Consider the following 12,912-nt stretch of genomic DNA (forward strand, 5'->3'; position numbering starts at 1 on the left):
GAGTCTCTCGGAGTCGGCGACAGGGGCCGCGGTTGGTTGCCCCTGGCCCCTATCGTCGGACACTCCACCCGCGTTACCTCAACCGATTAACCCAAGAGCGCGGCAAATTCCGGCCTACGAGCGGTAAGCCCCGGCGTCAGAGCGCGCCCGGGTGCGTCTGCTCGCGCACCGACACGTACTGCTGGCGCACCGCCTGCCCCACCGCCAGCTCCGCGCCCGGCTCCAGCACCTGCGCCACCGCGCCCTGCCAGACCGGGGGAGTGCGCGGGTCGAGGGTGCCCTGGGAGACGCCCAGCGCCCAGGCCGCCTGCCGGGCCGAGCCGATCGCCGCGTAGTCCGCGGGCTGCGGCACGACGACCTGCGTCCCGAACAGCGCGGGCGCCGCCGCCTGCACGGCCGGCAGCTCGGCCGCCGCACCCAGCAGGAACACCCGCCGTACGTCCACGCCCCGGCCGCGCAGCACGTCCAGGGCGTCGGCGAGACCGCACAGCATGCCCTCGAACGAGGCCCGCGCCAGGTGCTCCGGCCGCATCGACTCGCGCCTGAGCCCGGCCAGCGTGCCGGCGGTGTGCGGCAGGTTCGGCGTCCGCTCGCCCTCCAGATAGGGGAGCAGCACCAGCCCGTGCGCGCCGGGCGTCGACTTCATCGCCAGCTCGGACAGGCTCTCCAGGTCCGGCACGCCGAGCAGTTCGGCGGTGCCGCGCAGCGCCCGTACGGCGTTCAGGGTGGTGACGACCGGCAGGTGCATGCCGGTGGCGTCCGCCAGGGCGGTGATCATCCCGGACTGGTCGACGAGTGGCTCGGTGTGCACGGCCATCACGGACCCGGAGGCGCCCAGCGACACCACCGCGTCACCGAGGCCGATCCCGAGCCCGAAGGCGGCCGCCTGGGTCTCACCGGTCCCGGCGGAGATCAGCAGCCCCTCCGGCGTCGTACCGGCCGCGTCGGCCGGGCCGATCACCTCCGGCAGGATCGCCTGGTGCCCGAGCGCCAGCTCGACCAGATCCGGCCGGTAGCCGCCGGTCGCCGCCGACCAGTACCCGGTGCCCGACGCCCCGCCCCGGTCCGTGGTCCGCCTCACCGGCCGCCCGAGCAGCTGCCACACCAGCCAGTCGTGCGCCTGGAGCAGTACGGCGGTCCGCGCGGCGGCCTCCGGCTCGCTCCGCGCCAGCCAGCGCAGCTTCGTCACCGGCTGCCCGGTCTGCGGCACCGAACCCACGGCCTGCGCCCACGCCTCACGCCCGCCGAGCGCGTCGATCAGGTCGGCCGCCGCCACCTGGGAGCGCTTGTCGCCGCCGACCATGGCCGGGCGCACGGTGTTGCCCTGCGTGTCCAGCGGTACGACCGAGTTGGCCTGCGCCGACACGCCGATGGCCTGCACGCCCTCGAGGAGCCCGCCGCCGGCCGCCTCCCCGAGGGACAGCAGCCAGGCCTGCGGATCGACGTCCGCGGGCCGGCCCCCGCCCTCGGGGCTCTCCAGCGGGTGCGGTGCGTAGCCCTGGCGCAGCACGGCACCCGTGTCCGAATCGCAGACGACGATACGAGTGAAATCGGGCGAACTGTCCAACCCGGCGACTATCCCCATACCCGAAATTCTGCCGCACCGGCCGAGGTCCCCGTACCGGGACCTCAGGTGTTGCTGGTGCCCCAGTCGTCGGGACCGCTGCCGTTGCTGCCGCGTTCCCGCAGCGAGCGGACCCGGTGGGCCACCGAGTCGGGCATCCGGTCGCCGACCCTGTCGCTCACCACGTGGTACGCCTTGTCGGCGAAGTGCCTGCCCTGCTGGGCGGCGGACTCGGCGGTGTTGCGCACGGCCGGGTTCTGCGCGACCTGCTGCGCGGACTTCCGCAACTGCTCGTATCGCTCCCGCCCGGCCTTCGTGCCGAGCACGTAACCCACCGCTAGTCCGACGACGAACGTGAGCCGGTAACGCATGGCGGCCACCCTTCCCTTCACTGGCTCCGGGGGTGCTGGCGAGTACCGATTGGCGGAGCACCCCCCTGCTTGCGCTAATGTATGTGTCGCAGCGAGCGCGCGCCCCCTGGCGAATACCCAGGCAGACGCGTTCGATGCGACACCGACATTCCTCGGTAGCTCAATTGGCAGAGCAGCCGGCTGTTAACCGGCAGGTTACTGGTTCGAGTCCAGTCCGGGGAGCTCGGTCCTCCGTAGCTCAATTGGCAGAGCAGCCGGCTGTTAACCGGCAGGTTACTGGTTCGAGTCCAGTCGGGGGAGCACCGTGAACGAGGACCCTTCGGGGTCCTTTTTCATGTGCCCCTCACGTGTTCTCAAGTCCCGGGAACCACGCGGCACGCTGCGGAGTCTTCAAGGTCATGAAGGCAGCCGTGGAAGCCGACCATCCGAGGCAGGAGATCGTATGAGCGGCTATGCTGCGGCAGACGGCGCGCACACGTGTACGCGACACGCCGCTATGGGGCGGTAGCTCAGCCGGTTAGAGCAGCGGACTCATAATCCGTCGGCCGTGGGTTCGAGTCCCACCCGCCCCACCTGGACACTCGTTCGAAGAATCGTCGCGACCAGCGATCCGAGCGCCCTGGCTGGTTTGGGCCAGGTAGGGCGCTCACTCGTTCCGGGCGCCTGCGTGAGCGATGCGTGAGCGGCCGTAGGGCCTCGTCGGCCCTCACCGGGATCGGCGCCCTCGTCGTCGCCCTCCTCGCCTTCCTCAAGTAGCCGCGGCCCCGCTCTCCTCCGGGAGGGCGGGGCCGCTTTCGGCCGGGTCGAACCAGCGGACCTCGGTGGAATCGTCGGACACGGCCAGCTGCCCGCCGACCGGCCGCGCCAGGAAGCAGACGGAGAACTCCTGGCGTACCTCGCCGTCGTCGTAGGCGAAGACGTGCCCCGGGTTGGAGTAGGTGCCGACGATCCCGACCACCTCGACGTCGAGGCCCGTCTCCTCGCGGGTCTCCCGGACCGCGCACCCGGGGAGCGTCTCCCCGATCTCCATGCGCCCGCCCGGCAGGCCCACATGGCCGCCGGGGCGTGCGGATCGTCCTCGTAGTCACGCCTGCCCATCGGAGCCCTCCCACACTGGCGTGCCGCGCGTCCACAGCTCCTCGACGTGTGCGGCGAACCGGTCGAACATGCCGTCGTCCTGGTGGCGTCGCAGGTGCAGCGTCGGCGCGTCGTGGCCCACGCTGTGCGTCAGCAGCGGCGTCACGATCATGTCGTCGTCGAAACGGAAGACGCTCAGGTAGGCGTGCCCGAGCGTCACCCGGATCCGCGTCGACAAGCTCAGCGCCACGTCTTCCTCACGCTCCCGTGCCCGAGTGAGGTCGCTGTCCGGGTCGCCGACGAGGAACCGGACGCGGCAGCCGGCGGACGCCTTGCGCCGCAGCGCCGTCCCGGCATGTGAATACGGCCACGGCGTCGCCCTCCCCAACCCGCCGAGCTTGCTCAGCCGATCCGCAGCCACTGGAAGATCGAAGCCCTGCACCACGTCCGAGACGTGACGTTCGCCGAGGACGCCTCCCAGCTGCGAACCGGCTCCGCACCCCGAGCCATGGCGACCTGGCGCAACCTCGCCATCGGCGTCCTTCGCCTCGCAGGGAAGAGCAGCATCGCCGCCGGCGCAATGCCCGCGACGCCGGCCGACCTGCGCAGAAACGGAGTCGAGAGGACGATCAACGCCTTGAAGAACTTCCGGACCGATCCGCTCCTGAGTCACTACAGGCCGCTCCAGAGACGAGCGCCGACTCGACACCACAGGCTCTTGACCTCCACCAGGCTTGAGGTCGGACGATCTCCTGAATCGGTCCGCAAGAGGCGGAGCTCGGGGTGAAGGGCAGGCCAATGGAGACAGTGACCGAATGGATCAGAAAGAACTCCCATGTGCTCGTGAACAGGAAGCCTGACGAGCCACTGGACGATCTGCGGCCGCTCGCCCCGCTGGTACGGGACGCCAAGATCGTGGCGCTTGGAGCAGCTGCCCGACAGACACACGAATTGTCGGACGTCGCACATCGCATCGTGCGGCTTCTGGTGGAAGAAGAGGGGTTCCGCTCCCTTGCCCTGGAGGGCGACGACCCTGGTCGCCTCGGCCTGGACGTCTATGTCGCCACCGGCGAGGGAGACCCGCGTGCGTTGCTGGGAAAGGCACGGCCGTTCTGGCAGACCGCCGAGATCGTCGGTCTCGTCCACTGGATGCGGTCCTACAACGAGCGTCACCCAGGCGACCCGGTACGTTTCGCGCGGTTCCCTGCCGAACGGGTGCGGCACGCCACACGGCTCGACGGTCTGGCCGCACTGGAACGCACGTTGGCCGACGGTGTGAACTGGTGGCAGCAGCTCACCGGCGACAAGGTCGTCTACTGGGGCGGTATGGCGCACACCGCCGTCGGCGCCCCGCGCACCGTGTCCCCCTCCGAGCCCTTGGAGTCGCACCAGAATATGGGCGGATACCTGCGTGAACGACTGGGACTGGACTACCGGTCCGTGGGCCTGACCATGGCGCATGGTTCCATCGGCCAACCACTGCCCGCTCCACGACCGGACTTCGTCGACAGCCTGCTGCATGCGGCCGCCGAGAACAGGGCGGGATACGTCCTGAATCTGGGCACATCGCAACCCCAGCCGGTCCGCCGCCTTCTGGAGGCTCCGACGCGCACGCGGCTGATCGGCCCCTTCTACGATCCCCGGGACGATGCGGCCCACCACATGTCGGGCGGGTCACTCGCGAGCTGGTTCGACGTCGTCGTCCACACGAAAGAGGTGACACCGTCCCGGCCCCTGCCCTGAAGGCTGCGAAGGTTGGCACTGATCCGTCGGACTGGACCCGGAGGGTCGACACCTTCGACCTTCTCCCGCACCCAAGTCGTCGACCACGGCGCCGTATCGGTATCGACGTTGACCCACGATCCGGCCGCGTTCCCCTCTCACTTCTGTATCCGGAGATGCGCGCGAGCGAGGAGACGAGTGGCTGACGGTCTGAACCATGCCGCCGCGCCGGGGTTGATCTCGTCGTCGTAAAGGGGGGCGACGGTCGAGGGATCGGTGTACGCGGCGTCGTACCAACTGTTGTTGCCGCGGCGGCCGGTGAAGTGGCGCGCATATAGGGATGGATCGCTCTTGTAAGCACGAACCCGGGACTGTTCCAGGGCCGCCTTCCGGCCATCGCGCACGCATGTGTCATACTCGGCGCCGCTCGTAGCACTATCGGACCGGGGGGCCGCATGCATGCCGTATCTCTGCAAGCTGCCTACCTGGATACGGCCGCGGATCAGCTCTGCTTCTCCCTGGACCTGGCCGAACTGCCGGCGCTTGCCGAACGCGAGGTGTCCGTGGGCGGGCTCGCCGTGCGACTGAGGCTGCTCGGCGCGTCCCATCAGGTCTTCGCGGGCCCGGTGCGGGAGACCGTGGCGTGCCTGCCGGAGGCGGTCAGGGGACTGCCGACGACGCTCACCCGGCGGCCCGCGGGGTGGACGTACGACTTCAGCGCCGTCACGGCATGCCTCGGCCCGCGGGAGTTCAGCGCCCGGGTCGCGGACGCCCTGAGCCGCGCGGACGAGGCGGAGCACAGCCTGTGCGGGGTCTTCCCCGGGTCTCCGGAAGCAGTGACGGCGGTGGTCGTCGAGGCGTGCGACGAGGGATCCGGCCCGGGGCTGGCCTGGCGTACCTGGCACAGCTATCCGCAGGACGGGCACATCGTATCGACGCACAGCCGGCTGGAGGCTCGATGAACAGCGCCCGACTCCTTCCCGGGGCGGTGGCGGCCGTGCTGGTCACGGTCCTGCTCTCCGCCTGCTCCAGCGACGGGGAGGACGGCGTCCCGCGCAGCTGGATCGGCAAGACGTACTCCGCCGGCGGGAGCGGGTGGCTCGACAAAACCAGCTCGCCGGCCAAGGTCGCCGACGCGATCGACGGCCACCGCGACGCCCTCGACCGGGCATCCGGCGACGGCAAGGAGTTCCTGCGCTACGGCGACGACATGGTGACCGTCTCGCCGTACCGGAACGGCAGCACGATCGAGATCGAGGACTACCGCAACGGCTACCGCCGGCACCACCAGCACCTCACCTACTGGCCCAACCCGAGCAGTTTCCGCGGCGGCGGCCCCGGCTCCGGCAAATGACGCCCGGCGCCCCCCGACCCTGACGACGCCCTCCAGAAAGGCAACGCAGTGACCGAGATCTTCGAGTCGGCCGGGCAGGCCCTGCTCTACGGGGTCGTGGGCCTCGCCGTGATGGCCGTCGGCTTCGTCGCCCTCGACCTCGTCACGCCCGGCAAGCTCTTCCACGTGGTGTGGCGGGACCGCAACCGCGGCGCGGCCGTGCTCCTCGGCAGCCAGTCCGTCGCCGTCGGGCTGGTCATCATGTCGGCCATCCGGGCCAGCGAGTCCGAAGAGGGCCTTGGATACGGCCTGTTCAGCACGCTCCTCTACGGTCTGGCCGGGGTGCTGGTGATGACGCTGGTGGGCATCGTCATCGGCCTGCTGACGCCGGGCCAGATGGGCGCGGTGGCCCTCGACGACGGCGACGACCGCCGCCCGCACCCCGCCGCCTGGGTCCAGGCCGGCATGTACCTGGGCACCGCCGCCATGGTCGGCGCGGCCCTCTCCTAGGAGCACCCCCTCCCAGGACCATTACGAGGACCACCGCGAGGCCACCCCCATGAGTTCCGCCCTGGACGACCGCGCCGTCGCGGCGCCCCCGAGCCCCCCGGCCGGCCACCACACCCGGGGGGCCCGGTTCCTGCTGCTGCTCGCCGTCTTCCTCTGCGCCGCCTGCGGCCTCGTCTACGAACTGGCCCTGACCGCGCTGGGCAGCTACCTCATCGGCAACTCGGTGCTCCAGACCTCCGTGGTCATCTCCGTGATGGTCTTCGCCATGGGTGTGGGCTCGCTGGCCGCCAAACCGCTGCGCCACCGCCCCGTCGTCGCCTTCGCGGTGGTGGAGGGAGTGCTCGCGCTGGTCGGCGGCCTGTCGGTGCTGATGCTGTACGCGGCCTTCGCCTGGCTCCAGCTGTACATGCCCGCGATGATCGTGGTGTCCCTGGTGGTGGGCCTGCTCATCGGCGCCGAGATCCCGCTGCTGATGACGCTGCTCCAGCGCATCCGCACCCAGGAGGCCAGCAGCGCCGTCGCCGACATGTTCGCCGTCGACTACATCGGCGCCCTCGTCGGCGGCCTGTGCTTCCCGCTCTTCCTGCTGCCGACCTTCGGCCAGTTGAAGGGCGCGCTGGTGGTCGGCGTGGTCAACGCGGTCGCCGGGGTCATCGTCGTGGTGTTCATCTTCCGCCGCCAGACCGGCCGGCTGGTCAAGGCCGGGCTGCTGGCCGGCGTCACCGTGGTGCTCGCCGCGCTCGGCACGACGTATGTACTGGCGGACGACCTGGAGGTGACGGCGCGGCAGCACATGTACGCGGACCCGATCATCCACTCCGAGACCACGCAGTACCAGGACATCGTGGTCACCCGCTCCACCGCCTTCACCGGGGAGCCCGACGTGCGGCTCTTCCTCAACGGCGACCTTCAGTTCAGCTCCGTCGACGAGTACCGCTACCACGAGTCGCTGGTCCACCCCGCGCTGTCCGGCCGCCACTCCAACGTGCTGGTCCTGGGCGGCGGCGACGGGCTCGCGCTGCGCGAGGTGCTGCGCCACAAGGACGTCCGGCACGTCACCCTGGTCGAACTGGACCCGGCGATGACCCGGTTGGCGCGCACCTTCGAGCCGCTGCGCAAGCTCAATCACGGTTCGCTGGACGATCCGCGGGCCAAGGTCGTCAACGCGGACGCCTTCACCTGGCTGCGCGAGGCCCGGCAGCAGTACGACACGGTGATCATCGACTTCCCGGACCCGGACTCGGCGTCGCTGGCGAAGCTGTACTCGGTGGAGTTCTACGACCTGCTCCGCCGGGTGCTGGCGCCCAACGGCCAGGTCATGGTGCAGAGCGGATCGCCGTTCTTCGCCCCCAAGACCTACTGGTCGATCGCGAAGACCATCGAGACGGCCGGGTACGCGACGACGGAGTTCCAGATCGACGTGCCGAGCTTCGGCAACTGGGGCTTCGTTCTCGCCCGCCCCGGCACCGAGGCGCCGCCGCTGCGGCTCGCCCCGGACACGCCGAAACTCCGCTACCTGGACGGGGCGGTGCTGAAGGCGGCCACCGTGTTCCCCGTCGACCGCCGCCGCACCGACGTACGGCCGAGCACCCTGATGGATCCGGCGGTGCTCGAATACGTGCAGGACGAGTGGCGCGACTACTGAGCCAGGACGACAGGGGCGGGCACGGCCGCGTCGCGTTCGGCAACGCAGCCGTGCCCGGGGGTGCCCCGCGTGGTCAGACTCCCGTCGGGTCCTTCTCGTACGTGCGCTCCGCCACCGGCGCCGGCTCGTGGCCGGCCTCGCTGAGGCCGAAGCGGTCGTGCACCTTCCGCAGGAACGGCGGGGCGTACCAGGCCGAACGGCCGAGCAGGCGCATCGCGGCGGGCACGAGCACCCCGCGGACGGCGACGGCGTCGATGAGGATGGCCAGTCCGCTGCCCAGACCGAACATCTGCATGTAGCTGATCCCGGCCGTGCCGAAGGCGAAGAAGCTCACCGCCAGCAGGCAGGCCGCCGCGCTGACGATGCGTCCCGTGTGCCCGAGGCCGTTGACGACCGCGGTCTCGTTGTCCGCGCCCTCGTCGTGCAGTTCCTTGATCCGGCTGGTGACGAACACCTCGTAGTCCATCGAGAGGCCGAAGGCGATGCAGAACATCAGCAACGTCATCGACACCTCCATCGGCTGCGGCGTGAAGCCGAACAGGTCGGAGAAGTGGCCGTCCTGGAACATCCACGTCATGACGCCCAGGGCCGCTCCCAGGCTGACGATGTTGAGCACCAGCGCCCGCAGCGGCTGCACCACGCTGCCGGTGAACAGGAACAGCAGGATGAAGGTGGTGACCGCGATCAGGCCCCCGGCGAGCGGAATCAGGCCGGTGATGGAGTCCTTGGAGTCGACCAGCGCCGCGTCCCTGCCGCCCACCAAGGGGTCGGTCCCTTCGGGTGCCGCGACCGCCCGGACGTCCTTGACCAGATCCTGGGCCGCGTCCGACATCGGGGCCAGGTCGCTCACCACGTTGATCCGCTGCGCCTCGGGGCGGCCGAGCGCGGTGTTGCGCGGACCGGGCGCCGCGGCCCGCCCGCCGGTGTAGGTCCCGGTGGACGCCTCGACGCGGACGACACCGTCGAGCTGGGAGAGCTCGCCCGCGTACGAGCCCAGCGGTGCCGCGCCCACGGACTCGTCCATGACCACGTGGACGGCCGCCGCGTCACTGCCGTTGAAGTTCTCCGCCAGTTGGGCCGAGACCTGGCGGCTCGCCGCGCCCTCGGGCAGCGAGCGCTCGTCCGCGATACCGATGGAGATGCCCAGCAGCGGACTTGCCGCCAGCAGCAGCACCGCGAGCACCGGCAGCGCGGTGAGGGCGGGGCGCCGCATGGCCGTGCGGGCCAGCCGCCCCCAGAAGGGCACCCGGGAGGCGTCCTGCCGCTCCGTCTTCCTCGCCCACGGCAACTGCCCCTTGTTGACCCGGTGCCCCAGCACGTTGAGCAGGGCCGGCATCACGAACAGGGTGCTGACGGCGGCGATGGCGACCACACCGACGCCGGCGTACCCGAACGAACGCAGGAAGTACTGCGGGAACACCAGGAGCGCCGCGAGCGCGACCGCCACCGTGGCGGCGGAGAAGGCGACCGTACGGCCCGCGGTGTGCACGGTGTGCCGGACGGCGTCGTCCACGCTCGCGCCCTTCGCGAGCTGTTCGCGGAACCGGCTGACCATCAGCAGCGCGTAGTCGATGCCGAGGCCGAGACCGAGGGCGGTGGTCAGGTTGGTGGCGGTGATGGAGATGCTGGCGACGCTGCCGAGGAGGAAGAGTTCCGCGAACGTACCCACGATCGCGACGAGCCCGATGGCCAGCGGCAGCAGGGCCGAGACCACACTGCCGAAGACGAACAGGAGGAGCAGGAGGGTCAGCGGCAGGGCGATCGTCTCGGCGAGGACGAGGTCCTCGGAGGAGTACGTACTCATGTCGTCGCCCACGGCCGCGGTGCCGCCGGCCTCGACGGTGAGCCCGCCGTCCTTCGCGCCGGTGTACTCGTCGATGATCTCCTTGGCGTTCTCCCGCTCCTTGGTGTCACCGCCCTTCACATGGGCGAGCACCATCGCCTGCTCGCCGTCCTCGGAACGGAGGTCCGGGTTGCCCGTGTCCCAGTACGAGATCACGTTCGCGACCGTCTCCTCCTCCTTGAGGCCGGCCGCCAGCTCCTTCCCCTGCTGCCGGGCGGTCGCGGCGTCGACGCCGCCCTCGGGGGCACGGACCAGCAGGACCAGGTTCGACTCCCCGCCGAACTTGTCGGTGATGACCGACTTGGCCCTGCTGGACTGGGAGGACGGGTCGTCGAAGCCGCCGGGCAGGAGTTTGCCGAACGCGCCGGCGCCCAGAGCTCCCATGAGGACCACGGCCACGGCTGCGACGACGAGTACCAGCCGGGACCGGCGGATCGCCAGTTCGGCTATGCGGTCAAACACGCACTCTCTCCTTGCGTTCTCACGGCGTGAACCCTTGGCCCGCGCTGGTGGTGGGGGCGGCGGAGCCGCTGCCCCGTCGCCGGCCCTGACGCTATCCACGCCGTAAGTGTCTTTGGCAGTGCGAGAATTTCTTGACACCGTTAAGTCGTTCTCATGCCCGCACGCTTCAGTCGACGGTCGCCTCGGGGACGAGCTCGCCCTGCCAGATCTCCTTGCCGTCCTCGTCGTAGGCCGTCACTTCACCGTCACGGAAGTGGTAACTCGTCCCCTGCGGCCGGAAGTCCACCACGTAGCCCTGCTCGGACTCCCTCGCCTGCGTGGGGTCGCCGTACGGTTCACCGTCCTTCATCCTGGCGAAGTAGAAGACCTTTCCCGACCCGGTCCGGCAGAAGGCGTACCGCTCCTCCAGGTCGTCCCTGCTGTAGGCGGCGACGAGTCGCGCCCCGGAACCCTCCGGCAGCATCTCGGCCATCGGCTTCGGGCAGGGGCCGCTCGCCGAGGGCGCCGGGGAGGGCTTCGAGGAGTCGGAGCCGGTCACGAACGAGGTCACGGCCGACCAGTTGAGGATCAGCAGAACGATCGGGGTGATGATGGCCGCCGCGAGGAACAGCAGGCAGCCGCACCCCGCCACCAACTCCCCACGGGTCGCTTCCCTGGGGGGTGTCCGTGCGGCAGCGGCGCTGGTGCTTCCGAACAGGGCCTCCTCGGCAAGGGGCGGGGCGGTGACCGACCACCGCGTGCCGCACCTGTCGCACCTCAGGCCGTCGACCACACGGTGTGCGCAGAGGGGGCAGTCCCAGACGAGTCCCCGCACGGTGGGGCTGCTTCGTCCCGTCATGTCGAAGCGCAGGTCGGGGGGCGTTCTCCGGCCGCTCGTGAGAGGCGGCTTCGTGACGGGCGTCTTCTTTGCGGCGGGCGGCCTTCTCGTGGTGGCCGCCTTCTTCGGTACGGACTTCTTCGCTGCCGCCTTCTTCGCTGCCGCCTTCTTCGGTACGGCCGGTTTCGGTACCGCCTTCTTTCCGGCAGGCGGCTCGGGAGCGTCCCTGCGTATCGCCGCGCGCGGCGTCTCACAGACGTCGCACACCCGCACCGCGGCGTCGTTGTACGTGTCGCAGTCCGAGCACTGCCAGGTCGGCCCGGCCACCATGCCTCCCTGAACTCACGCGTCCGCGACGGTCAAGCGGGCCATGACCGAGCGGAACAGGTCCCGTGTCACCGGTGAGACGGGCGAGCCGAGCCAGTCCCGGCTCTCCTCCCGCTCGGCGGCGGACGGCTCGGCCTCGTCCCACCAGGAGGCGGAGACGTCCTGGACGCGGTACGTGTGGGCGAACCACCGCGCGAACTGCCAGGCGGGCTCCGCCTGGTCGGCGCCCACGACGATCTCCGCCACGAGGTCGCCGGCGCCCGCCCCGGCGGGCCGGAACCGGAACGCCAGCCGCAGGCTCCCGTCGTGTCCGTCCAGCCGGCCCGCGATCGAGAGACAGCACTCGGGCTCCATGTACAGCCGGCCGCCGACACCGCCCGCGCTGCCGTCCCGGCGGCTCCAGGAGAAGACCAGCCACCGCCGTCCGTCGAAGTCCAGCCGGACGCCGTCGCCCCGCAGCCGGAAACTCACAGGCTGTTCGCGATCGTCTCGATGATCTCGTCCATCTCGAACTCCTCCAGCCCCTCCCCGGCCCTGGAGGGGAAGTGCAGCGTGAGGTCCCACTCCTCCCCGATCGCCTCCTGCCAGGGCTCTTCCTCGGGAGCGAAGAGGACGAGCCGCTTCGCCGACTGTTCCATCACCGCCGTCTGACTGCGGGCGTATCCCCACTGCTCGAAGAGATCGTCCATGGAGCGCGGAATGTTCCGCGGATACGTCTGCGCGGTGACACCCACCGTGCCGAGCGGGTGGGCGGGAGCGTCGGTGAACATGACGATGACGTGGCGCCGCCGGTCGAGCCCCGTCTCCCAGGGGGAGTTGATGGCCAGGGCCAGCGCTTCGAGACCGGACTCGGGGATGTCCCCGCCGCCGCCCGCCTCGAGGTTCCGTACGAAGTTCTCGAACTCCGCCACCTGCTGGGGCAGGCGCAGGAACTCCGTCTGCTCGATCGCGTCGGAGGGATCGTCCCCGAAGTCCCGGAAGGCGATGAGCCGCAGCCGCAGCTGGCTGATCTCCTTGCTCTTCCTGGCCATCACCTCGTTCAGCCTCTGATGGAACCGGAGCGAGTTGTTCTTCACGATGTCCAGTACGGGATACATGCTGCCCGTGGCGTCGATGCACATCACGATGTCGACGGCGTACTGCAGGTTGCCGTGGTACTTCTCGATCTCCGCGCTCACGCGTTGCTCCTCGGTCTCGGAGGGGGAAGGGGGATGGAGGGGAAGGAGGGGGGAGTGAACCGG

13 protein-coding genes, 3 tRNA genes and 1 pseudogene are annotated in these 12,912 nt (G+C 70.2%); 9 read left to right on the forward strand and 8 right to left on the reverse strand.

Annotated features, from left to right (window positions below; all coding sequences use genetic code 11):
* Positions 1 to 136 precede the first annotated feature (136 nt).
* On the reverse strand, positions 137 to 1,585 hold the full coding sequence (locus tag ACZ7MF_RS25120; protein ID WP_471479914.1) for a xylulokinase: 1,449 nt from the start codon (positions 1,583 to 1,585) through the stop codon (positions 137 to 139).
* A gap of 44 nt (positions 1,586 to 1,629) precedes the next feature.
* On the reverse strand, positions 1,630 to 1,935 hold the full coding sequence (locus tag ACZ7MF_RS25125; RefSeq protein ID WP_356860561.1) for a YtxH domain-containing protein: 306 nt from the start codon (positions 1,933 to 1,935) through the stop codon (positions 1,630 to 1,632).
* Between the two features lie 149 nt (positions 1,936 to 2,084).
* On the opposite strand from ACZ7MF_RS25125, the gene ACZ7MF_RS25130 reads away from it, so the two are divergent.
* From ACZ7MF_RS25130 to ACZ7MF_RS25140, 3 genes are all read left to right on the forward strand, one after another.
* Positions 2,085 to 2,157: transfer RNA gene (locus tag ACZ7MF_RS25130), tRNA-Asn, on the forward strand.
* Positions 2,158 to 2,162: 5 nt separating this feature from the next.
* Positions 2,163 to 2,235: transfer RNA gene (locus ACZ7MF_RS25135), tRNA-Asn, on the forward strand.
* A gap of 198 nt (positions 2,236 to 2,433) precedes the next feature.
* Positions 2,434 to 2,507 (forward strand) — tRNA-Ile (locus ACZ7MF_RS25140).
* Positions 2,508 to 2,728: 221 nt separating this feature from the next.
* Here ACZ7MF_RS25140 and ACZ7MF_RS25145 read toward each other — a convergent pair.
* A pseudogene (locus ACZ7MF_RS25145) lies at positions 2,729 to 3,033 on the reverse strand (NUDIX hydrolase); the annotation flags it as partial.
* Entirely contained in the window at positions 3,020 to 3,685 is a 666-nt protein-coding gene (locus ACZ7MF_RS25150) for a hypothetical protein (RefSeq protein ID WP_471479915.1), read from the reverse strand. The gene ACZ7MF_RS25150 and the pseudogene ACZ7MF_RS25145, both read right to left, overlap by 14 nt.
* Positions 3,686 to 3,810: 125 nt before the next feature.
* On the opposite strand from ACZ7MF_RS25150, the gene ACZ7MF_RS25155 reads away from it, so the two are divergent.
* The 5 genes from ACZ7MF_RS25155 (at position 3,811) to ACZ7MF_RS25175 (ending at position 8,222) form a co-directional block, all read left to right on the forward strand.
* On the forward strand, positions 3,811 to 4,755 hold the full coding sequence (locus ACZ7MF_RS25155; RefSeq protein WP_471479917.1) for an erythromycin esterase family protein: 945 nt from the start codon (positions 3,811 to 3,813) through the stop codon (positions 4,753 to 4,755).
* Positions 4,756 to 5,189: 434 nt separating this feature from the next.
* Positions 5,190 to 5,696, forward strand: coding sequence for a DUF2617 family protein (locus tag ACZ7MF_RS25160; RefSeq protein ID WP_471479919.1), 507 nt, complete (start codon positions 5,190 to 5,192; stop codon positions 5,694 to 5,696).
* Positions 5,693 to 6,088 (forward strand): DUF4247 domain-containing protein, encoded by a 396-nt coding sequence (locus ACZ7MF_RS25165; protein WP_471479920.1) that lies wholly within the window; start codon positions 5,693 to 5,695, stop codon positions 6,086 to 6,088. The genes ACZ7MF_RS25160 and ACZ7MF_RS25165 overlap by 4 nt, the downstream gene beginning before the upstream one ends.
* A gap of 48 nt (positions 6,089 to 6,136) precedes the next feature.
* Positions 6,137 to 6,577, forward strand: a complete 441-nt coding sequence (locus tag ACZ7MF_RS25170) for a DUF350 domain-containing protein (protein ID WP_471479922.1) — start codon at positions 6,137 to 6,139, stop codon at positions 6,575 to 6,577.
* A 49-nt stretch (positions 6,578 to 6,626) separates the two neighbouring features.
* A complete protein-coding gene (locus ACZ7MF_RS25175) occupies positions 6,627 to 8,222 on the forward strand; it encodes a polyamine aminopropyltransferase (RefSeq protein ID WP_471479923.1) in 1,596 nt (531 codons plus the stop codon).
* Between the two features lie 73 nt (positions 8,223 to 8,295).
* Here ACZ7MF_RS25175 and ACZ7MF_RS25180 read toward each other — a convergent pair whose 3' ends face one another.
* Entirely contained in the window at positions 8,296 to 10,527 is a 2,232-nt protein-coding gene (locus ACZ7MF_RS25180; RefSeq protein WP_471479925.1) for an MMPL family transporter, read from the reverse strand.
* Positions 10,528 to 10,693: 166 nt separating this feature from the next.
* Positions 10,694 to 11,158: a hypothetical protein gene (locus ACZ7MF_RS25185; RefSeq protein WP_471479927.1), complete on the reverse strand. Its 465-nt coding sequence runs from the start codon at positions 11,156 to 11,158 to the stop codon at positions 10,694 to 10,696.
* 259 nt (positions 11,159 to 11,417) lie between these two features.
* On the opposite strand from ACZ7MF_RS25185, the gene ACZ7MF_RS25190 reads away from it, so the two are divergent.
* On the forward strand, positions 11,418 to 11,684 hold the full coding sequence (locus ACZ7MF_RS25190; protein WP_471479929.1) for a hypothetical protein: 267 nt from the start codon (positions 11,418 to 11,420) through the stop codon (positions 11,682 to 11,684).
* A 2-nt stretch (positions 11,685 to 11,686) separates the two neighbouring features.
* Here the strand turns inward: ACZ7MF_RS25190 and ACZ7MF_RS25195 are convergent, their stop codons facing one another.
* On the reverse strand, positions 11,687 to 12,142 hold the full coding sequence (locus tag ACZ7MF_RS25195) for a hypothetical protein (RefSeq protein WP_471479931.1): 456 nt from the start codon (positions 12,140 to 12,142) through the stop codon (positions 11,687 to 11,689).
* Positions 12,139 to 12,849 (reverse strand): vWA domain-containing protein, encoded by a 711-nt coding sequence (locus ACZ7MF_RS25200; protein WP_356859024.1) that lies wholly within the window; start codon positions 12,847 to 12,849, stop codon positions 12,139 to 12,141. Before ACZ7MF_RS25200 ends, ACZ7MF_RS25195 begins: the two co-directional genes overlap by 4 nt.
* Positions 12,850 to 12,912 lie beyond the last annotated feature (63 nt).

The organism is Streptomyces sp. NPDC111628, from assembly GCF_055635195.1.